Source organism: Arthrobacter sp. CJ23, from assembly GCF_024741795.1.
Classification (GTDB): domain Bacteria; phylum Actinomycetota; class Actinomycetes; order Actinomycetales; family Micrococcaceae; genus Arthrobacter.
This window is the reverse complement of sequence record NZ_CP102950.1, coordinates 1,196,326-1,217,563: the sequence shown is the minus strand read 5'-3', so window position 1 is coordinate 1,217,563 and position 21,238 is coordinate 1,196,326. Positions and strand designations below refer to the sequence as shown.

At 67.1% G+C, this 21,238-nt stretch carries 17 protein-coding genes; 11 read left to right on the top strand and 6 right to left on the bottom strand.

Annotation, left to right across the window (positions count from 1 at the left end):
• Window positions 1–115: 115 nt before the first annotated feature.
• Complete coding sequence (alr, locus tag NVV90_RS05450) at window positions 116–1,348, top strand: alanine racemase (RefSeq protein ID WP_258440176.1); 1,233 nt, start codon at window positions 116–118, stop codon at window positions 1,346–1,348.
• Window positions 1,338–2,945: a PucR family transcriptional regulator gene (locus NVV90_RS05445; protein WP_258440175.1), complete on the top strand. Its 1,608-nt coding sequence runs from the start codon at window positions 1,338–1,340 to the stop codon at window positions 2,943–2,945. Before alr ends, NVV90_RS05445 begins: the two co-directional genes overlap by 11 nt.
• Here NVV90_RS05445 and NVV90_RS05440 read toward each other — a convergent pair.
• A complete protein-coding gene (locus tag NVV90_RS05440) occupies window positions 2,942–3,754 on the bottom strand; it encodes a carbon-nitrogen hydrolase family protein (RefSeq protein ID WP_396125346.1) in 813 nt (270 codons plus the stop codon). The genes NVV90_RS05445 and NVV90_RS05440 overlap by 4 nt on opposite strands.
• Before the next feature lie 235 nt (window positions 3,755–3,989).
• On the opposite strand from NVV90_RS05440, the gene NVV90_RS05435 reads away from it, so the two are divergent.
• From NVV90_RS05435 to NVV90_RS05410, 6 genes are all read left to right on the top strand, one after another.
• Window positions 3,990–5,180: an ROK family transcriptional regulator gene (locus NVV90_RS05435; RefSeq protein ID WP_258440174.1), complete on the top strand. Its 1,191-nt coding sequence runs from the start codon at window positions 3,990–3,992 to the stop codon at window positions 5,178–5,180.
• 139 nt (window positions 5,181–5,319) lie between these two features.
• Entirely contained in the window at window positions 5,320–6,906 is a 1,587-nt protein-coding gene (gene mmsA, locus NVV90_RS05430; RefSeq protein WP_258440173.1) for a multiple monosaccharide ABC transporter ATP-binding protein, read from the top strand.
• A gap of 19 nt (window positions 6,907–6,925) precedes the next feature.
• Window positions 6,926–8,215 carry a multiple monosaccharide ABC transporter permease gene (gene mmsB, locus NVV90_RS05425; protein ID WP_258440172.1) on the top strand — a complete coding sequence of 430 codons (1,290 nt, stop codon included), beginning with the start codon at window positions 6,926–6,928 and terminating at the stop codon, window positions 8,213–8,215.
• Between the two features lie 56 nt (window positions 8,216–8,271).
• Entirely contained in the window at window positions 8,272–9,366 is a 1,095-nt protein-coding gene (locus NVV90_RS05420; RefSeq protein WP_258440171.1) for a sugar-binding protein, read from the top strand.
• 217 nt (window positions 9,367–9,583) lie between these two features.
• Window positions 9,584–11,038, top strand: coding sequence for an ABC transporter permease (locus tag NVV90_RS05415; protein WP_258440170.1), 1,455 nt, complete (start codon window positions 9,584–9,586; stop codon window positions 11,036–11,038).
• A 2-nt stretch (window positions 11,039–11,040) separates the two neighbouring features.
• Window positions 11,041–11,745 (top strand): ABC transporter ATP-binding protein, encoded by a 705-nt coding sequence (locus tag NVV90_RS05410; protein ID WP_258440169.1) that lies wholly within the window; start codon window positions 11,041–11,043, stop codon window positions 11,743–11,745.
• A 2-nt stretch (window positions 11,746–11,747) separates the two neighbouring features.
• Here NVV90_RS05410 and NVV90_RS05405 read toward each other — a convergent pair whose 3' ends face one another.
• Genes NVV90_RS05405 through NVV90_RS05395 form a run of 3 tightly spaced genes read right to left on the bottom strand, consistent with a single transcriptional unit; the run spans window position 11,748 to window position 14,748 of the window.
• Entirely contained in the window at window positions 11,748–12,929 is a 1,182-nt protein-coding gene (locus NVV90_RS05405; protein WP_258440168.1) for an ABC transporter permease, read from the bottom strand.
• Window positions 12,926–13,666 (bottom strand): ABC transporter ATP-binding protein, encoded by a 741-nt coding sequence (locus tag NVV90_RS05400; RefSeq protein ID WP_258441078.1) that lies wholly within the window; start codon window positions 13,664–13,666, stop codon window positions 12,926–12,928. The genes NVV90_RS05405 and NVV90_RS05400 overlap by 4 nt, the downstream gene beginning before the upstream one ends.
• Window positions 13,663–14,748, bottom strand: a complete 1,086-nt coding sequence (locus tag NVV90_RS05395; protein ID WP_258440166.1) for a hypothetical protein — start codon at window positions 14,746–14,748, stop codon at window positions 13,663–13,665. Before NVV90_RS05395 ends, NVV90_RS05400 begins: the two co-directional genes overlap by 4 nt.
• Before the next feature lie 166 nt (window positions 14,749–14,914).
• Between NVV90_RS05395 and NVV90_RS05390 the strand changes: the two genes are divergently transcribed.
• Window positions 14,915–15,985, top strand: coding sequence for a Gfo/Idh/MocA family protein (locus tag NVV90_RS05390; RefSeq protein WP_258440165.1), 1,071 nt, complete (start codon window positions 14,915–14,917; stop codon window positions 15,983–15,985).
• Between the two features lie 17 nt (window positions 15,986–16,002).
• On the opposite strand, the gene NVV90_RS05385 is transcribed toward NVV90_RS05390, so the two are convergent.
• Complete coding sequence (locus tag NVV90_RS05385) at window positions 16,003–16,443, bottom strand: DoxX family protein (protein ID WP_258440164.1); 441 nt, start codon at window positions 16,441–16,443, stop codon at window positions 16,003–16,005.
• A 129-nt stretch (window positions 16,444–16,572) separates the two neighbouring features.
• On the opposite strand from NVV90_RS05385, the gene NVV90_RS05380 reads away from it, so the two are divergent.
• Entirely contained in the window at window positions 16,573–17,676 is a 1,104-nt protein-coding gene (locus tag NVV90_RS05380; RefSeq protein WP_258440163.1) for an FAD-dependent oxidoreductase, read from the top strand.
• Between the two features lie 79 nt (window positions 17,677–17,755).
• Here the strand turns inward: NVV90_RS05380 and NVV90_RS05375 are convergent, their stop codons facing one another.
• Entirely contained in the window at window positions 17,756–19,975 is a 2,220-nt protein-coding gene (locus NVV90_RS05375; protein ID WP_258440162.1) for an NADP-dependent isocitrate dehydrogenase, read from the bottom strand.
• Between the two features lie 243 nt (window positions 19,976–20,218).
• On the opposite strand from NVV90_RS05375, the gene NVV90_RS05370 reads away from it, so the two are divergent.
• Entirely contained in the window at window positions 20,219–21,238 is a 1,020-nt protein-coding gene (locus NVV90_RS05370; RefSeq protein WP_258440161.1) for a serine protease, read from the top strand.

Genomic DNA, 21,238 nt, shown 5'->3' with positions numbered 1-21,238 from the left:
GTTGACAGGCACAGTCACCGTTGACGTCCCTTCAGAGTAGTTTCGGTTTCCCTCCACAAGACTGGCATGTGAGCCAACTCTCATGCTGGTGCAAAATGACCTATAGTGGTCAACCATGAGACGTAATGCACCCATTCATGAGGCCGCTTCAACGGCCCTTTCCGGTCAGGTCAAGGTCGACTTGTCCGCGATTTCAGACAACATCAAAGCCCTGAAAAAGCGCACCGAAGCACCGTTCTTCATGGCCGTCGTCAAGGGCAACGCCTATGGCCACGGGCTGGTGGAAGTAGCCCGGACTGCAGTCAATTCCGGGGCCGACTGGCTGGGCACCGCTCAGCTCACAGAGGCCATCGCGCTGAGGAAGGCCGGCATCACAGCGCCGATTCTTTCTTGGCTGTATCTGGCATCCCAGACAAGTGCGACCATCCGCGAAGCCCTCGAATACGACGTCGATGTCTCCCTGGGAAGCATCGGCCAACTCGAGGTGCTCGCAGGCATCGCCCGGCAGCTGGGCCGGCCCGCCGTCGTGCATTTGGAACTCGACAGCGGGCTGAGCCGTGGCGGCGCGCGCAAGGAGGACTGGGCCGAGCTCGTAGCGCAAGCACGGCAGGCGGAACTCGACGGGACCCTGAGAGTCCGCGGCATTTGGACGCACTTGGCATGGGCCGATGTGCCCGCGCACCCTGGCAATGCTGCGGCAGTTGCGGAGTTCGAAGACGCTGTGGCCGGGGCCCGGGCCTCCGGGCTGGACCCCGAACTGCGCCACGTCTCCAGCTCGGCCAACATCCTTGACCGGCCTGAATTCCACTTCGACATGGTCCGCGCCGGCCTGGCCATCTACGGCCTCGCACCGGCCGACCATCTCAATCCGGCGGACTTCGGCCTCCGCCCGGCGCTGAGCGTCACGGCACCGCTGGTCATGGTGAAGAAGGTCCCCGCCGGGACGGGCGTCAGCTACGAGCACCAGGCCATCACGTACGAGCCCCGGTACCTGGGACTCATCCCGCTGGGCTATGCGGACGGCATTCCCAAGGGCATCAGCGGACGCAGCCTGGTGCAGATCGGCGGCCGGACCGTCCCGGTCATCGGGAAAGTGTGCATGGACCAGTTCATGGTGGACCTGGGGCCCGACGCCCCGGGCATCGCCGTGGGCGATACCGCCGTGCTGTTCGGCGATCCCGCCCACGGGGCCGCGAGCGCCGACGACTGGGGCGCCGCCATCGGCAGCCACGGGGACGAGATCATCAACCGGATCGCCCCCCGGCTCCCCCGCGTGTACGGGAGCAGCGCCTACGAATGCCCGGACTACCAGGAGCCGGCCGGCGCCGGGCACGGCAATGTCGCTTGAACCCGCCGCCGCACGCCTGAGCTTTGTCACGCTTGAGCAGTTCCTGGAGCAGCTGCCGCCGGAGTTGAAGATGCTTCACGACGGCGGCAGCGGCGCCGAGCTGCTGCGCTGGGTGGAGCCCAGCGAGCTGGATGACCCCACCCCCTACCTGCCGGAGGGCGAGTTCCTGCTCACGGCCGGGCTGCCCTTCCTGGGCGAGGGCGGTTCCAGCACAAATGTGGATGCCTACGTGCGGCGGCTGGTGGGGGCCAAGGTGGCGGCGCTTGGCTTCGGGATCCGGCCCTATTTCGACGCCGTACCCCGTGAACTGCTCGAGGCCTGCCGGCGCCACAATCTGACGCTGCTGGAGGTCCCGGAGTCGATCCCGTTCGCCGCGATCGGGCTGGAGTTCTCCCAGCTCCTGGAATCGGACAACGCCAGGGTGTTCCGCCAGCTTGCCGACACCAACCGCCAGCTCATGCGCGCGGTTCTCTCCCCCCGCCCGGAACACGAGCTGCTCGCGGTGCTGGTTCGGCAGGCCCCCGTGTGGGCCCTGCTGCTCGGTGCGGACGGCAGGGTCCGCGCGCGCGGGCACGCCGCCGGCGGCAGCACCGGCGTCGAGCTTTCGCTGCTGGCCCCCATGCTGGAGCGCTTGCTCTCCGGCAGCGGGCCCCGCGTGGAGATGGACGGTTTCGATCTCCCCGGCTCGGCCCGGGTGTTCGGCCACCCGCTGCGCAGCACCAAGGATGCCAACCTGGGCGCGCTGATCCTGGGCTCCGACGCTCCCCTGACGCCGGCGCAGAACAACGTGGTGCAGTCCGCCGTCGGGCTGCTCGAGCTGCTGGTGCGGCAGCGCACCAGCGGTTCACTGGCCCCGAGCCAGCTGGCCACGGCTATGCTATTGCATCCGGAAAGCCTCAGCAGCGGCGGCACCCGGCACGTCAATGGCCTCAAGGACCTCCTTGCGCAGAGCCTGTCCTCCACCCGTTCGGCCCCCATGCGCGTGGTCCAGGGCATCAAGGTGGATGCGCCGGACTGGCCCGCCGGCGACGGCCCGGTGCGGGAGCTGCTGCAGTGGCGGCGAATGTTCGACACAAAGCTCGTGGAGATCACGGACTACGGCTTCACGGCGGTCACCCGGCTCAAGGTGGACGACGCCCTGCTGGCGGACGTCGAAAAACTGGGCTGGCGCCTGGTGATCGGCGACCCCACGGAGCTGGCAGGGTTGGCGGCCGCCTACCAGCGGGCCACGTCGCTGCGGGCGCGCGTGCAGTCCAGCGGCAGGAGCGCCCGGGTGGATGAGGTCACGTGGTCCGTCGCCGGGCTGCTGGGCCGGGAGGCGGGCACCATGCTTGCTCAGCGCTTGCTGCAGCCTGTGCTGGCACTGGAGCCCGAGCGGCGCGATCCGCTCCTGGGGGTCTTGCGCGGCTGGCTCGGCGAAAACGGCAGCTGGGACGGTTCGGCAAAGCTGCTCGGCCTGCACCGCAACAGCGTGCGGCGCCAGATCGGCATCCTGGCCGAGCTGCTGGAGATGGACCTGAACCAGGCGCAAGTGCGCGCCGAGCTGTGGATTGCCCTGCAGTACACGGAGGAACTGCTGCGGGCCGGGGAGGCCTAGGGAGTATCCAAGCCCGACTCCCAGGCACCGTAGAGCTCCGGGCGGCGTTCCCGCAGGTACGGCACCTGCTCCCGGGCCGTGTGCACGCTCCCGGTGGAGACCTCGGCGAACAACAGCACCGCGGAGTCCCCTGCGGCGGCGAGCAGGGCGCCGTCCGGACCTGCCACGACGCTGCCGCCGCCGAACTCGTAGGTGTCCTCGTGCCCGCTGTGGTTGGCGTAGGCGATGTTGAGCTGGCTTTCGAGCGCCCTGGCCCGGATCAGCAGCTGCGGCACGGCATCGAATCCGGCGGACAGCGCCGTGGGCACCAGCAGCAGTTCGGCCCCGCGGGTGGCCGCGGCGCGGACCGCCTCGGGGAACTCGACGTCGTAGCAGATCAGCAGCGAAGTCCGGATGCCGTTGAAATCCACGACGCCGGGGGCTGCTTGGGCGGCCGAAAAGGCCTTGCGTTCCTCCGCGCCGAAGAGGTGTACCTTGGCGTAGTGCAGCAGCTCCGTTCCCCGGGAATCGATGAGCGTGGCGGTGATGTGCCACCCGCCGTCGGGGGAAACGGCCGGGAGGCTGTAAACCAGGCCGATGCCGTGGGCCCGGGCGATGCCGGCCAGGCGCTCCCGGATACCGGGGAGGGCAGCCGGATCGAATTCGGCATGGAGCCGCAGCGGGGCGTAGCCCACGGGGAAAAGTTCGGGCGTCAGGAGGAGCCCGGCGCCGGCCTGGGAGGAGCGCAGGGCTGCTGCGTCGATTGTCCGCAGATTGGCCTCGACGTCCAGGACTGCCGCGTTGGCCTGCAGGACGGATAGCAGCATCATTACCACCTTGATAGCGCCTGTTCCCCGGGATTCTCGCCGTCGGGGACTGTTCTTGTTTCCAGCGTAGCCAGCCCCAGGGCCACGCCCACGGGGCAAATGGACCCGCGGGCGGGCGCTCCGGGACACATCGCCCTTGCCGGTCCGGCCGGGTCGCGCTTTTCATGATGCCCCGGGGCCGCTCCGGTTTTGCGTTCATTTCTTGACTCCAAGGATGCTTTGCGGCACGCTGTCTTTCATGCCCGCAACGCAGCGCTCGACGAAGAGCCCACCCAGGAACCCAGGCTCGCAGTCAGCCCTGCGCCACCTCAACCAGCAGCGCATCATCGAATGCCTCCTGAGCGGGCCATCCACCCAGGCCGAGCTGTCGCGGCAGACGGGCCTGTCCACGGCCACGGTGTCGAACATCGTCAAGATCATGCAGGATGCCGGGCTCGTGTCCACGGAACCCACCACGAGCTCCGGCCGCCGGGCACTCAACGTGAGGCTCAACAGCAACGGTGCGGTGGCCGTCGGGATCGACTTCGGCCGCCGCCACCTGCGCGTGGTGCTGGCCTCGCTGGGCTACAACATCATCGCCGAGGAATCCGTCGAACTTCCCTTGGGCCACCACGCAGAGGAAGGCATCTCGGCCGCCGTCGGGCTGCTCGAAAAGCTGCTGCGCGAAAGCGGCGTGGAACGGCGCGCGGTGGTGGGTGCGGGGGCCGGCATTCCGGGCCCCATCGACCGCCGCACCGGCACCGTGGCACAGGGCGCGATCCTGCCGGAATGGGTGGGAATCGACATCCTCCACCGGCTCGAGGAAGCCCTTCAATTCCCCGTGTTTGTTGACAACGACGCCAATCTGGGCGCCCTATCCGAGGTCACGTGGGGGCCGCACAGCGGCGTCGCCAACCTGATGTTCCTGAAGATCGGTTCGGGCATCGGCGCCGGCCTCATCCTCAACGGCGCACCGTACTACGGGAACGTGGGAATCACCGGCGAAATCGGCCACGCCACCATCCACGAACACGGTCTCATCTGCCGCTGTGGCAACCGCGGCTGCCTCGAAACCATCGCCTCCACCACCACCATGATCGAGCTCCTGGGGCGGGGCCGGGAGGAGCTCCTGACGCCCGAGGCGATCGTGCGCAACTGCCTGGCCGGGGACAACGCGACCCAGCGGATCGTGGACGACGCCGGCCTCGCCGTGGGCCGCGCCCTGGGCAATGTCGCCAACCTGATCAACCCCGAGGTGATCGTGGTGGGCGGCCCGCTGGCCGGGCTCGGTGACCTGCTGCTGGACCCCATCAGGCGCGGCCTGGTGCGCCATGCGGTACCCGTGGTGGGCGAATCCACGCACCTCGCGATGTCCTCCCTGGGCGCCCGCGCCGAGGCCCTGGGCGCTGCCGCCCTGGTGTTCCAGCAGGCCGGAATCACGCGGAACTGACAGGCCGACACGCGGGCCGACACGCGGTTCTTGCGTTCAAGTCTTGACGACAAGACCTGTGATCCAGTTTACTTTCTGATCAGACAGCCCGTTCAAACGGGGACGACAACGAAGTCATGCATTGGAGGCGTGAGGGCTCATGACGAACCCCGATACGCAAGGCGGCCCGGTCATCCTGGAGATGCAATCCATCACCAAGGAATTCCCGGGCGTGAAGGCTCTGTCCAACGTGAACCTGCGGGTCAAGGCAGGTGAAATCCACGCAATCTGCGGTGAGAACGGCGCCGGCAAGTCCACCCTGATGAAGGTCCTCTCCGGCGTCTACCCCTACGGCAGCTACACCGGCGACATCGTCTACCAGGCAGAAGTCCAGCAGTTCAAGGACATCCGCGCCAGTGAAGCCGCCGGCATCGTGATCATCCACCAGGAACTGGCCCTGATCCCGGAGCTCTCCATCATGGAGAACATCTTCCTGGGCAACGAGCCGGCCCGCCGCGGAGTGATCAACTGGGGCGAGGCCCGCCAGCGGTCCATCGAGCTGCTGGCCCGCGTGGGCCTGCGCGAGGATCCGGACACCCCCGTCAAGGAAATCGGCGTCGGCAAGCAGCAGCTGGTGGAAATCGCCAAGGCCCTGAACAAGTCCGTGAAGCTCCTGATCCTGGACGAGCCCACCGCGGCCCTGAACGAATCGGACTCCCAGCACCTGCTGGACCTGATGCTGGGCCTCAAGGGCAGGGGCATCACCTCGATCATCATTTCCCACAAGCTCAACGAGATCGAGCAGATCGCGGACGAGATCACCATTATCCGTGACGGCAAGTCGATCGAGACCCTCAACGTCGTTGCCGATGGTGTGGACGAGGACCGGATCATCAAGGGCATGGTGGGCCGCTCGCTCGAATCGCGCTTCCCGGAGCACGTTCCGGACATCGGCGAGGTGCTGTTCGAGGTCCGCGGCTGGACCGTCGGCCACCCGCAGGTGGCGGACCGGCTCGTCTGCAAGGACTCGAGCTTCACCGTGCGCCGCGGCGAGATCGTGGGTTTCGCCGGGCTCATGGGCGCGGGCCGCACCGAACTCGCCCGCTCCCTCTTCGGCCGCTCCTACGGCAACTTCATCTCCGGGAAGGTCTTCAAGAACGGCGAGGAAATCCACATCAGGAACGTCCCGCAGGCCATCAAGGCCGGGCTGGCCTATGTGACGGAGGACCGCAAGAGCCTGGGCCTGAACCTGCTGGACGACATCAAGACCACCACTGTGGCGGCGAACCTCAAGGCCATCACCAAGGGCCTGGTGGTGGACAAGCGGCGGGAATTCACGGTGGCCGAGGGGTACCGCAAGAGCCTGCGGACCAAGGCGCCCACGGTGAACGAAGGCGTGGCCAAGCTCTCCGGCGGCAACCAGCAAAAAGTGGTCCTGGCCAAGTGGATGTTCACCGACCCGGACCTGCTCATCCTCGACGAACCAACGCGCGGCATCGACGTCGGCGCCAAGTACGAGATCTACGGCATCATCCAGCAGCTGGCCCAGCAGGGAAAGGGAGTCATTGTGATCTCCTCCGAACTGCCCGAGCTCCTGGGCCTCTCGGACCGGATCTACACCATTTTTGAAGGCGCCATCACGGGGGTCCTGGACAAGGAACAGGCCACCCAGGAAAACCTGATGCGCCTCATGACCTCAGCCACCCGCAGCGGCAACAACGCCGCCCCCACAGCACAGACCGCTTAAGCCCGAGGACGGAACCACTATGAATGCACTCAAAAGGATTTTCGGCGGTGACACCCGCCAGTTCGGCATGATCATTGCCCTCGTGGCACTCGTGCTGTTCTTCCAGCTTTTCACCGGCGGCAAGGTCCTGACGCCCACCAACATGATCAACCTGTTCAACGGCAACTCCTACATCCTGGTCCTGGCCATCGGCATGGTGCTGGTCATCATCGCCGGCCACATCGACCTGTCCGTGGGCTCCGTGGCAGCCGCCGTCGGCATCGTGGTGGCCATCGCCATGCGCGACTGGGGCATCCCCTGGTATCTCGGCATCCTGCTCGGCCTGGCCCTGGGCGCCGTCATCGGCGCCTGGCAGGGCTTCTGGGTGGCCTACGTGGGCATTCCCGCGTTCATCGTCACCCTGGCCGGCATGCTGCTGTTCCGCGGCGCCAACCAGTTCGTGGGCAAGTCCCTGACCGTGCCGGTGCCCGACGAATTCCGTGCCATGGGAGCGGGCTTCCTGCCGGAAATTGGCGACTTCGCCCGCTACAACGCCCCCACCGTCATCCTCGGTTTCCTGTTGATCGCCGCTCTGGTCTTCTCGGAACTCCGCAACCGCCGCGTCGCGGCCCGCACCGGCGCCACCCCGGACCCGCTCTGGGTTCCCGTGGTGCGGCTCGTGCTGCTCTCCGGCGCCATCCTGTACGTCACCTGGCTGTTCTCCACCGGCCGCTACGGAACCTCCTTCCCCGTCTCCGGCCTCATCCTGGTGGGCCTGGTGGCGCTCTACGTGTTCATCACCAGCAAGACCATCCTGGGCCGCCACGTCTACGCCGTGGGTGGCAACCGCCACGCGGCCGAACTGTCCGGCGTGCAGTCCAAGAAGGTCAACTTCATGGTCATGATGAACATGTCCATCATGGCCGCGCTGGCCGGCATGATGTTCGTGGCCCGTTCCACCAGCTCCGGTCCGGCCGACGGCATCGGCTGGGAACTTGATGCCATTGCCGCCGTCTTCATCGGCGGCGCCGCAGTGAGCGGCGGCGTCGGCACCGTGATCGGCTCCATCGTCGGTGGCCTGGTCATGGCGGTGCTGAACAACGGCCTCCAGCTGCTCAGCGTGGGCGCCGACCTGCAGTCGATCATCAAGGGTCTGGTGCTCCTGATCGCCGTGGCCATCGATGTGTACAACAAGAGCCAGGGCCGCCGCTCCATCATCGGGATGCTCATGAACGGCCTGCGCTCCAACCAGCCGCCCACCACGGAAAAAGAGATCGAAAAGATCTCCGACATCATCCACCCCGCAGAACCAGCCGAGTCAGCCAAATAGACCGCGACGGCGGCCGGTGCAGCCGGCTGCTATTGGACCAAGAAAGAGACACCCATATGCGTAAAATCGCAAAGACCCTGACCGTCCTCGCGGCTGTCGCCACGCTCTCCCTGACAGGATGCGGCCGGTCCGACGTCGACGCCGAAGCCGCCAAGGCGGGCACCGCACTGTCCGGTTTCGCGCAGGACTCCGTGATCGGCGTCGCGCTTCCCAAGAAGACCAGTGAGAACTGGACGCTGGCAGAGAAGCTGTTCAACGATGGCCTGTCCTCGGCAGGTTTCAAGGCCAACGTGCAGTTCGCCAACAATGGTGTTCCGGACCAGCAGAACCAGATCTCCACGATGATCACCTCCGGCGCCAAGGTGATCGTGGTGGGTGCCGTTGACGGTGCCCAGCTGGGCACGCAGCTGCAGCAGGCCAAGGACGCCGGCGCAGTCATCATTGCCTATGACCGGATGCTGACCAACACCAAGGCCGTGGACTACTACGTGGCCTACGACAACTTCAAGGTCGGTGAACTGCAGGGCCAGGCGCTGCTGGCCGGCATGCAGGCCAAGAAGGCGGGGCCATACAACGTGGAGCTCTTCGCTGGTTCCCCGGACGACGCCAACTCGAAGGTGTTCTTCGATGGTGCCATGAGCGTCCTGCAGCCGAAGATCGACGACGGCACCCTGAAGGTTGTCTCCGGACAGGCCGACTTCCAGAAGGCGGTCACGCAGGACTGGAAGGCGGAAAACGCCCAGAAGCGGATGGACTCCCTGCTCTCCGGCAGCTACTCCTCCACTGAGCTGGACGGCGTGCTGTCCCCCAACGACACCCTTGCCCGCGCCGTCATCACCTCCATCAAGAGCGCCGGCAAGCAGGTTCCGGTGGTCACCGGACAGGACTCCGAGGTGGAATCCGTGAAGTCCATCATGGCGGGCGAGCAGTACTCCACCATCAACAAGGACACCCGCAAGATCGTGGAACACACCATCACCATGATCAAGGACCTGCAGCTTGGCGTCGCCTTGGAAATCAACGACAACCGCAACTACAAGAACGAGTTCAAGCGCGTCCCGGCGTTCCTGCTGCCGCCGGCGATCGTGACCCAGGCCAACGTCAAGACGGCCTACACGGACGATCCGGTTCTCGGCCCGATCACCAAGTAGTCGCCCCCGGGCAGTCTCCCGACAGCCAGGCCCCGGGCCGCCAGCAACGGCGGACCGGGGCCTTCGCTGTGCCCGCGTGCTTTTGGCCGGACGGCTGCCCGGTCCTGCCACACGCTTCACAGCCCACGCATAGGAACACCACCGTCCCCGCACAGCAGCGCTCAGCACTGTGGGAGCAGAGGCCCTGCATCAGGCGGGCCAGGTCCCAAGGAGAAATGTGAGCGTCCTCGCCCGAAGCGTAGGCAATGCCTTCCGCAACAAGATCAGAACCGCGGCGGTGGTGGCCGTGCTGGCCGTCGCCATCGGCCTGGCATTGGCCATGCTCGTGGCCAACCAGGCCGTGGGTGCCAAGGTCCAGGAGCTCAACGCCTCGGTGGGCACCACGCTCACGGTCAACCCGGCGGGCGGCCAGGGCTTCGAAGGTGGCGGCGAGCCGCTCACCTCGGCCGAGGCTGCGACGGCGGCGGCCGTCCCCAACGTTTCCTCTGTGGTGGGCACCAAGGCCCTCCGCCTGCAGACCACGACGACGGACGCCACCACGGGCGCGGGCGGCACCACCGCTGCCGGTCCGGGCGGCGCGGGCGGTCCCGGCGGGCAGGCCACCGCCGTCAGCACCAACCTCACGGCGGCCATCGACGCCGGCACCCTCGGCAACCGCAACAACTCCAGCGGCGGCACGGGCTCAACAGGAGGCACCCAGCCCGCGCGCACCTTCACGCTTCCCATCACGGCCACCGGCATCGGCGCCGAGGTGGACAGCACCGGCAAGGCCCTGGACATCACCAGCGGCACCGGCCTGGGCGACTACGGCGCCGCCCAAGCCACGGCGCTCGTCGGCACCACGCTCGCCGAGAAGAATTCGCTCAGCGTCGGCTCCACGTTCACCATCCAGGACAAGAGCTACACCGTGGCGGGCATCTTCGACGCCGGCACCGCCTTCGGCAACAACGCCGTCTACCTGACCCTGCCCGAGGCCCAGGCCCTGGCCGAAGCCCCGGACGAGCTCTCCAGCATGATCGTCACGGTCAACAGCATGGAAAACGTGGACGCCGCCAAGACCGCCGTCCAGGCCGCCCTCGGCACGGACAAGGCCGACGTCACGCAGGGCCAGCGCAACCTGCAAACCGCCGTCAGCTCCCTCGACAGCGTCAAGAACATCTCCCTCGTCGCGTTCATCGCGGCTCTGGCCACGGCCGGGCTCATCATCCTGCTCATCATGGTGATGCTGGTCCGCGAGCGCCGCAGCGAAATCGGCGTGCTCAAGGCGATCGGGGCCCGCAACCGCACCATCGGGCTGCAGTTCGTGCTCGAGTCCCTGGTCCTGGTGGCCATGGGCAGCATGGTGGGCGCCGCCGTCGCGTCCTTCGCCAGCGGCAGCATCGCGTCCGCGCTGATCAGTTCCAGCGCCACCACCACGACGACGGCGGGCGCCGGCCAGCGCGTTGCCGGCGGTATCGCCGGCGGCGGCTTTCCGGGCGGCGGCGCCGCTGGCCCCGGCGGGAACCCCTTCGGCGGGGCCACCCAGCTGCTCACCTCCGTCACGGCGAGCGCCTCCCCCGGCGTCATCGCCGCCGGCATCGCCGCAGTGTTCGCGGTGGCCGTAGTGGGCGCGCTCATCCCCGCGCTGCTGACGGCCCGCATCCGTCCCATCGAAGTCCTCCGAGGAGAATAGCCATGATTGAAGTCAAGGACCTGGTCCGCCAGTTCAAGTCCGGGGACCGCACCATCAAGCCGGTCAACGGAGTCAGTTTCGAGCTCGGGAAGGGCACGCTGGCGTCCATCGTGGGCAAGAGCGGCAGCGGCAAGAGCACCCTGCTCTCGCTCCTGGGCGCCCTGGACAAGCCCACCAGCGGGGACGTGGTGGTGGACGGCGTCAGCCTCGCCGGGATGCCGGACGGCAAGCTCACCGAGTACCGGCGGCGCGATATCGGCTTCGTGTTCCAGCAGTTCAACCTCATCCCCAACCTCACGGCCGTGGACAACGTCATGCTGCCGATGGAGTTCGCCGGGGTCCGCCGCGCGGCCCGGCTGCAGCGCGCCCGGGCCCTGCTGGAGCAGGTCCAGCTGGACCCGGACAAGCACGGCCGCCGCGTGAACCGCCTGTCCGGCGGCGAGCAGCAGCGCGTGGCCATCGCCCGGGCCCTGGCCAACGAGCCCAAGCTCATCCTGGCCGACGAACCCACGGGGAACCTGGACGAGCAGACCGGCGAACACATCATCGAGCTGCTCAGTTCCCTGAGCCGCGACCACAACACCACCATCCTGGTGGTCACGCACGATCGCAGCCTCGCCCAGAAGACCGAGCGGCGTTTCCGCCTCCACCAGGGCCGGCTGAGCGAGGAAACGCCTGCCCTGCTCAAGACGGCCGTCAGAACCTGATGTCAGAACCTGATCGCGTCGATCACTTTCACGCGGACCGCCACCAGCGCCGGGATGGCGCCGGCGAGTGCACCCACAAGGACGGCGGCTCCCAGGCCGAAGAGCGCCGCCTCCACGGGGAAGGCAGGGTACTCGCTGAGGGCGGGGGCAATCCTGGATTCAATCCAGGGATGCTTCACCACGGCAACGGCCAGCATCACGCCGGCTAGCCCGGCCACGGCCGTCGCCACCACGGACTCCATCATGACGCCCACGAAGATGCGTCCGGAGGTGGCGCCGAAGCTGCGCCGGATACCGATTTCCCGGACCCGGTAGCGCACGGTGACCATGGAGATGTTCAGCATCCCCACGGCACCAAGCAGCAACACCAGTCCCGCGACGCCGCCCACGGCCAGCTGGGCGACGGCGAAGGGATCGCCGTTGGCGGCGTAGTCCATCCGGTAGGCGTTGGCGTACATGTCCGGGTATTCGGATTGCAGGTCCGCCTTCATTGCCGCGAGCAGGGCCTCCGCCTGGCCGTCCTGTACCCACACCTTGAAGTCGCCGTGCATGGGTTCGATTCCGGCAAGCTCGGCCCCGGACCCCAGCATGAACGCACTGGGCGGCATATCCGGATAGGAGTCCGGTACGACGCCGATGACCACCGCCGTGGTTTCCTGCTCGCCGGTGATCTTCACCGTGGGGTTGCGGGCAAGGTCCGGGCGTCCGGCGGCGTTGTAGAAGGCTTCCGAGACGACGACGGCAGGTGCCAGCCTCTGCTCATCATCCGCGGCGAACCATGAGCCCCGCCGCAGCTCCACGCGGTGGTGGACCCCGTAGCCGGGGTCCACCACGGTCACCTGCACCTGCTGCACCCCCCGGGGGAACTGGAAGCTGCCCTGTGCCTGCCCCACATGCGTGGAGTAGGTGATGCCATAGCGGCTGACAATTCCCTGGAAGCTCTTTTCCAGCTGCGCCGGGTCCGGCGGCGTGGGTCCGTTGACGCTGAGCCCCACGGTTGCCGTCCGGCCTCCGTTGCGTTCGGACATGGCCTTCATGCCTTCGCGGGCCAGGTTGCCCAGGCCCACCACGGACGTCAGCGCGGCCACGGACAGGGCCACGCCCAGAAGCGCGAGCAGGATGCGGACCTTGTTGATCCGCAGTTCCTGCCAGGCTTCGACGAGCGTGGAGACGAAGCCGGTCATGCGCCCACCCCCGCCGCCTGGTGGGTGCTCAGCCCGGCGTGGGTGCCGGTGTTCAGTTCGGAGAGGACACCGGCGTCGAGCCGGTAGCAGGCACGGGCCAAGGCTGCCACGTTGGCATCGTGGGTGATGGTCACCAGCGCCGCCGTTTCGGAGGCCACAGTGTCCAGGAGCGACATGACGGCCTGGCCCGTCTCCACGTCCAGGGCACCGGTCGGTTCGTCGGCCAGGATGAGCCGCGGCCTGCGGACCAGTGCCCGGGCGATCGCCACCCGCTGCTGCTCCCCGCCGGAGAGCATGTTCGGCATGGTCTGGGCACGCTCCGCCAGGCCCACCCGGTCCAACATGTCCATGGCGATGTCGCGGCGGCGCCAGAAATCCCGGCCTTTCGCGTACAGGAGCGGGGTGATGACGTTGTCCAGGGCGCTCCGGCCCTGGAGCAGGTTGAACTGCTGGAACACGAAGCCCACGGTGGAACCGCGCAACCGTGCCCTGGCGTTGCCGCGCAGCTGCCGCACGGGGACGCCCTGGAAGTCCAGTTCGCCGGAGGTGGGCACGTCCAGCAGTCCCAGCAGGTTCAACAGGGTGGACTTGCCGCAGCCGGAACGGCCGATGATGGCGGTATGGTCGCCGCTGCGGACCTCGAAGTCAACACCTCGCAAGATGTGCAGCTCCTGATCGTCCGGCAGGACCACGCTCCGGGTGACGCCCCTGAGGCTGACGAGGGTCTCCACGCTCAGCCGCCTGCCGGGCCGTACACGGCGCCGCCGGGCCCGGCCATGCCGGGTCCCTGCATCTGCGCAGGGGCCCCCGGCACGAATTCAAGGATCTGCTCGCCCTCGGCCAGCCCGGAAATAACCTCCACCTTGGTGCCGTCGTTGAGGCCGAGGGCCACGGTGCGCTGTTCGGGGGCCGCTCCCTGAGCACCGGCACCCTGGGCACCGGTGCCAGCCAGCCAGACGAGGCCTTCCTTGATGCTGCCCTTTACGGAGGTCAGCGGAACCGTCACCACGTCCTTCGCCTCGCCGGCAGTGACCGTCATGGTGGCGCCAAGGCCGGCAAAGACCTCCCGGCCTGCGGGAATGGCGCAGCTCAGCGTGCCGGTAGCCGGTCCACTGTCCTGCGTTGCACCCCCGGATCCGGGGCCTGCCAAGGCTCCCGGGACCAACATGCCCACGCCACCGGTGCCGCCCGGCGCGGAAGAGGTCCCGGCGTCGTCGGAGGCGTTGTTCTTGAGCGTCACGCCGGTGCACTGGAACGGTGCCGGGCCACCTACAAGGGAGATCTCCGCCGAGCCGGGCTTCCCCAGCAGCCGGTACTGCTGGGCGGCATTGACCGGTCCCGAGACGGTGAAGGTCCCGGGGTCCACCTTGCCCACGGTCTCGCCGACGCTCAGCTGCTGCTCTTCGAGCACGGTCAGCGAGTGCAGCGTTCCCCCGGCCGGTGCCAGCACGTCAAAGTAGTCGTAGACCGGCGCTGCAGGGGCCGGGATGCCGCCGTCCTTCGAAGGGGCCACCGGCTGGCTCTGCCGCTGTGCCGCGATCTGGAAGAGCCGGTCGCCCTTGGTGACGGCCACGCCTGGCTCGACGAAAGTCTGCACCACTTTGCCTGCCGCCGTGCTGCGTATGGCCACTCCGGCATCGCTCTGCACGGTGGCCTTGATCTGCACTGTGTTGGTGACTGTGGCGCGGGTGGCCGGAATCACCGGGATGTCCACCTGGGCCATGGGGCCGGGCTCGGAGGCCGTCGGCTTCAGGCCGTCCACAAACGCGATTTTCACCAGGGCAACTGCGATCACTGCGAAAACCAGCAACCATGCCACAGGCAAAATGATGCGACGAAAAATCCCCATCCCTGCTCCATTCGGTAACTCCCCACAGAACCTCTCTGCGAGGGATGATGTGACCAGCCTAGACGCGGGCCATAACAAGATTCACAATGCGTGTGACTTGACGCACTGCCCGGGCATTGATGGAAGGATGTCAGGCATGAGCCTGCATATTGCCAAACCGTGGCTGTTCAGCCAGATCAACCAAGACCCGCGCGCCGCCACCGGCAAGCGCCTGCGCTGGGGCGTCGTGGCCACGGGAGGCATCGCCAACTCCGTGTCCCAGGATCTCGCCCAGCTTGAGGACGCCGAGCTTTACGCGGTCAGTTCGCGGCGCCAGGAAGCGGCCGACGCCTTCGCAGCGTCGCGGGGCTTCAGCAAGGCCTACGGGGACCACGCCGGAGTGCCCGGCTACCAGCGGTTGGTGGACGACGAACTGGTGGACGTGGTCTACGTGGCCACCCCGCACGGGCAGCACTTCGAGATTGCCTCGGCAGCGCTCCGCGCCGGCAAGCACGTCCTCTGCGAAAAGGCCCTGACCATCAACGCCCGCGAGGCCGCCGAGCTGGTCCGGCTCGCCCGGGAGCAGAAGGTGTTCTTCATGGAGGCGGTCTGGAGCCGATTCCTGCCGAGCATGCAGCGCGCGTTTTCGATCGCGGCGAGCGGGGAAATCGGCGAGGTCCAGTGGGTCAGCGCCGATCTCGGTTTCCCGGCCCCGTACGACCCGGCGGCGCGCATCTGGGCGCTCAAGGACGGCGGCGGCGCGCTGCTGGACCTGACCGTCTACCCGCTGCTGTGGGCGTTGGGAACCCTGGGCTTCCCGCAGTCCGTCAGTGCGGTGGGTTCCCTGAACAACGACGGCGTGGACACCCAAAACGCACTGACCCTGGGCTACGCGAGCGGCGCGCAGGCCCAGCTGACGTCCTCGCTGGTGGCCCATGGGCCGCGCGTGGCCACGGTGGCAGCGAGCCTGGGCTACCTGCAGACGCACGGCTCGGTGAACAACCCGCGCGAACTGCTGGTCCGCACGGGGTGGGACGAACCGCGGACCGAACGCTTCGACGTCGTGGGCATCGGCTATACCTATGAACTGCGTGAGGTGACGCGCTGCGTGCAGCAGGGCCTCACGGAAAGCCCCGTCATGCCGCTGGAGGATTCGCTGAACACCATGCGGCTGTTCGACGGCGTCCGGGCCCAGCTGGGCATCCGGTACCCGAACGACGCCCGGTAGGCGCCCCCGGCACCCCGCTAGCGGCGGGTGCCGGAGCCCTGCCGGGCCAGTTTCCGGTCCACGGACAGGGCGCCGGGCCCGATGAAGGCGAGGGCCACGGAGATCGCGATGTAGACGATCAGCAGCTCGGCGTTCACGCCGGGCCTGTCCGTGAGCAGGGGCTTGCCCACCTCGGTGACGAACCAGATTCCCCCGTAGAGGACGGCGGCCAGGAAGCCTGCCACGCGCGTGAGCGCGCCCAGGACCAGGAGCAGGCCGAGGCCTGTCTCGCCGGCGATCACCAGCCAGGCCATGAGCTCGGGCTTCTGTACCCCCATGGCCGCCACGGAGGCGGCGAAGGCTGCGTGCCCGGCGGCGAGCTTCTGCAGCCCGTGCACCATGATCAGGGCGCCGAAGACCACCCGGAGGATGGTGGCGCCGCGGGCGGAGGACGTGGGTGACGGGTGAAGGAATTTCACCCGTCCCAATCTTCCATGCCGGGCGCCGCCTGCCAAGCACCGCGCCGACCGCGCCTTAGTGCCTCCCTGGCGGGCAGAATTGAAAGTGGTCTCGATCGGAGGCCGCTGGACACTGTGGATGGAGCAGGCATGCAGGTTGACGTCGTAGTTGTCGGCGGAGGAGCAATGGGATCGGCAGCCGCATGGCAGCTGGCGCGCAGCGGCAAGTCAGTGATCCTCCTGGAGCAATTCGAGGAAGGCCACCATATCGGCGCTTCCCACGGCGCCACCCGCAACTTCAACACCGCCTATGCCGAGGCCGATTACCTGGACCTCGTCACCGAGGCCAGGACCCTCTGGGATGAGCTCGCCGCGGAGACCGGCAAGCCACTCCTGGACTTGGTGGGGCTCGCGAATCACGGCAACGTCTCCCGACTGACACAGGTCCATGAGGCCCACGCGGAACGTGGCATCGAGAGCTACTTCATCTCCGCTGCCGATGCCGCCGGCCGCTGGCAAGGCATGAACTTCAGCACCGACGTTCTCTTCGTGCCGGAGGCCGGCCGGGTCCGCGCCGCGGAGGCGCTGGTGGCCTTGCGCACGTCCGCCGAGGCTCGTGGGGCCGCCTTCAAGTACTCGACGCCGGTGCGGGACATCCGGATTGTCGGGGACGAGCAGGTTTTGGTGGTCACGGACGACACCGAGTACACAGCCCGCCGCGTGGTGGTCACGGCAGGGGCGTGGACCAACAAAGTCATCGGCGGGCTGGCTAAACTGCCGCCGCTGGTGGTAACCCAGGAACAGCCCGCCCACTTCACCCCGTTGGACAACTCCGTGGTGTGGCCCAGTTTCAACCACAGCCCGGACCCCGACGATCCCGCCTACAAGTACTGGTACAGCCCGGTTTACGGCATGCTCACCCCGGGCGAAGGCGTCAAGGCCGGATGGCACGGCGTCGGCCCCGTCATGGATCCCGACGAACGCACGTTCGAGCCCGTCCCCCAGCAGCTCGAAGCCCTGGTGCGCTACGCACAAGAGTGGCTTCCCGGCGTCGACCCCTCCTCAGCGGTTCCCATCAGCTGCACCTACACCACCACGCCCAACGAGGATTTTGTGCTGGACCGTTTCGGTCCGCTGGTGGTGGGCGCCGGCTTCTCGGGCCACGGTTTCAAGTTCACGCCGGCTATCGGCCGGGTGCTGAAAGACATCGTCGACGGCGGCGTGGCACCGGAGCGCTTCTCGGCCACCCGTTAAGGAGCAACTGACTCGCAATTGTGGTTGTAATGAGCTCTCAAAACAACCACAATTGCGAGTCAGTTGGGCTAGCGCGTGACTAGTTCAGCGTCGCGAGGACCTTGTTGAACGTGGCCGAGGGGCGCATGATCTCGGCGGCCTTGGCTGCGTCCGGGCGGTAGTAGCCGCCCAGTTCGACGCCGGAACCCTGGACGGCGTTCAGCTCGCCCACGATGGTGTCCTCGTTGGAGGTCAGCGCCTCGGCAACGGCGGAGAAGGCAGCTGCGAGCTCTGCGTCTTCGGTCTGCTTGGCCAGTTCCTGGGCCCAGTAGGTGGCCAGGTAGAAGTGGCTGCCGCGGTTGTCCAGCTGGCCGACGCTGCGCTTGGGGGACTTGTCCTCCAGCAGGAACGTACCCGTGGCGCGGTCCAGCGTGTCGGCCAGGACCTGGGCGCGGGCGTTGCCCGTGGTGGTGGCCAGGTGCTCGAAGCTGACGGCCAGGGCCAGGAATTCACCCAGGCTGTCCCAGCGCAGGTGGTTTTCCTTGACCAGCTGCTGGACGTGCTTCGGAGCGGAGCCGCCTGCACCGGTCTCGAAGAGGCCGCCGCCGTTGATCAGCGGGACCACGGAGAGCATCTTGGCGCTGGTGCCCAGTTCGAGGATCGGGAAGAGGTCCGTGAGGTAGTCGCGGAGCACGTTGCCGGTCACCGAGATGGTGTCTTCGCCCTTGCGGATGCGCTCCAGGGTGAAGGCCGTGGCGGCTTCCGGGGCCAGGATCTCGATCTGCAGGCCCTCGGTGTCGTAGTCCTTAAGGTACTCGCGGACCTTGGCGATGAGCTGGGCATCGTGGGCGCGGGTCTCATCGAGCCAGAAAACGGCCGGGGTCTGGGAGGCGCGGGCACGGGTGACGGCCAGCTTGACCCAGTCGCGGACGGGGATGTCCTTGGTCTGGCAGGCGCGCCAGATGTCGCCCGGGGCAACCTCGTGTTCGATCAGGACCTTGCCGGAACCGTCAACGAGCTGCACGGTGCCTGCGGCCTGGATCTCGAACGTCTTGTCGTGGCTGCCGTATTCCTCGGCGGCCTGGGCCATGAGGCCAACGTTCGGGACGGTGCCCATGGTGGTGGGGTCGAAGGCGCCGTGTGCACGGCAGTCGTCGATCACGGTCTGGTAGACGCCGGCGTAGCAGCTGTCCGGGATGACCGCGAGGGTGTCGGCTTCCTTGCCGTCCGGGCCCCACATGTGGCCGGAGGAACGGATCATTGCCGGCATGGAGGCGTCAACAATGATGTCAGACGGGACGTGGAGGCTGGTGATGCCCTTGTCGGAATCCACCATGGCCAGTGCGGGGCCGTCTTCCAGGCCCTTGGCGATGGCTGCCTTGACGCCTTCGCGGACGTCTTCGGGCAGGTCTTCCAGGCCGCTGAGGATGGCGGCGAGACCGTTGTTGGGGCTGATGCCAGCGGCTGCGAGCTGCTTGCCGTACGTCTCAAACAGCTCGGAGAAGTAGGCCTGCACCACGTGGCCGAAGATGATGGGGTCCGAGACCTTCATCATGGTGGCCTTGAGGTGGGCGGAGAAGAGCACGCCTTCTTCCTTGGCGCGGACTACCTGGGCGGCCAGGAACTCGTCCAGGGCGGAGGCGCGCAGCACGGTGCCGTCTACCACTTCGCCGGCCAGGACCGGGAAGCCCTTCTTGAGGACCTTGACGGTGCCGTCTTCGCGGACCAGCTGGATGGTGAGGGCGTCATCGGCAGCGATGACAACGGACTTCTCGTTGGAGCGGAAGTCGTTGGCGCCCATGGTGGCCACGTTGGTCTTGGACTCGGCGGTCCAGGCGCCCATGGAGTGCGGGTTCTGGCGGGCGTAGTTCTTGACCGACAGGGGTGCGCGGCGGTCGGAGTTGCCCTCGCGCAGGACCGGGTTCACAGCGGAGCCCTTGATCTTGTCGTAGCGTGAGCGGATGTCCGTCTCGGTGTCCGAGGAGGGGCTGTCCGGGTAGTCCGGCAGGGCGTAGCCCTGGGCCTGGAGCTCGGCGATGGCGGCCTTGAGCTGCGGCACGGAGGCGCTGACGTTGGGCAGCTTGATGATGTTGGCTTCCGGCTGCTTTGCCAGCTCGCCGAGTTCGGCCAGAGCGTTGCCGATCTGCTGTTCCTCGGTCAGGAAGTCGCCGAAGACGGAGATGATCCGGCCGGCCAGCGAGATGTCGCGGGTTTCAATCTCCACGCCTGCGGTCGAGGCATACGCTTCCACAATCGGCAGGAACGAATAGGTGGCCAGCATCGGCGCTTCGTCAGTGTGGGTATAGATAATCTTTGCCATTGGCGGGGCATCTCCCTGAAGTCTGCAGATTTCAACGTCTCTAACTTACCCGAGGCAAGCCCGTTGGCGCCTACCGCGACGGCACGCAACAGCTTCCGTGACACGCCGCCTATCTGAAAGTCGGATATCACAAAGCGTGAAACAACTCTTTACAAAGTTGTCACGCGTTCGATAGCTTCAGTTCGTCAGTGGGCGGTCGCCATCAGCTGCCCGTCCTTTCTCCACCCCGATTGGTAGGAAACTGTGACACGAACCAAGACCCTGGCCACAAGCCTGCTGAGTCTCTCCGCCGCAGCGCTGCTGGCCTTCGCAGGGACCAGCGCCGCGAGCGCGTCCCCTTCCCCCGGCAAGGGCACGGGCAACGACGCCGGCCCCGCCGTCGTCAGCAGCCAGGCAGTCTCAGACAGCGGCACGGCGTCGTACTGGACCGCCGAGCGCATGAAGAACGCCAAGCCCGGCGACATCCTGGCGGACAAGGCCCTGCAGCGGGGCCAGAACAAGCATTTCACGTCCCCGGTGGAGCAGGGCCCTGCGAGCACGGTCGAGGGCATGCTGGCAGCGGCGGACCTTACCGCTGCCAAGGACATCACCATCAGCCTCAAGGTCAACAAGAACGAAACCCCCGTCAAGCACATCGGCAAGGTCTTCTTCACCTTGGGCGGCTCCAACTACGTGTGCTCCGGCAACTCGGTCACGGCCGCGAATAGGAGCACGGTTTCCACCGCGGGCCACTGCCTGAACGAAGGCCCCGGAGCCTTCGCCACGAACTTCGTCTTCGTGCCGGCCTACCTCAACGGCACGGCACCGTACGGACAGTGGACGGCGAAAGCGCTGTACGCCCCCGTCCAGTGGGCAGCCGAGGGCAACATGCAGTACGACACCGGCTTCGCTGTCATGAACACGCTCAACGGCAAGATGCTTTCCGACGTCGTGGGCGCCTCCGGTCTCCAGTTCAACGCCGCCCGCGGCCTGAGCTACAAGGCCTTCGGCTACCCGGCAGCCCCGCCCTTCAACGGCCAATCGCTCAAGAGCTGCTCCGGCACGGCCACCAACGATCCCTACAACCCGCAGTTCAACACCCAGGGCATCCCCTGCAACATGACCGGGGGCTCCTCGGGCGGTCCGTGGTTCATTGGCAGCAGCTCCAGCGGCTACCAGAACTCCGTCAACAGCTACGGCTACGGCAGCAACTCCACCAAGATGTACGGCCCGTACTGGGGCACCGTGATCCAGCTGGCGTACACGACCGCCTCGGCGTTGTAA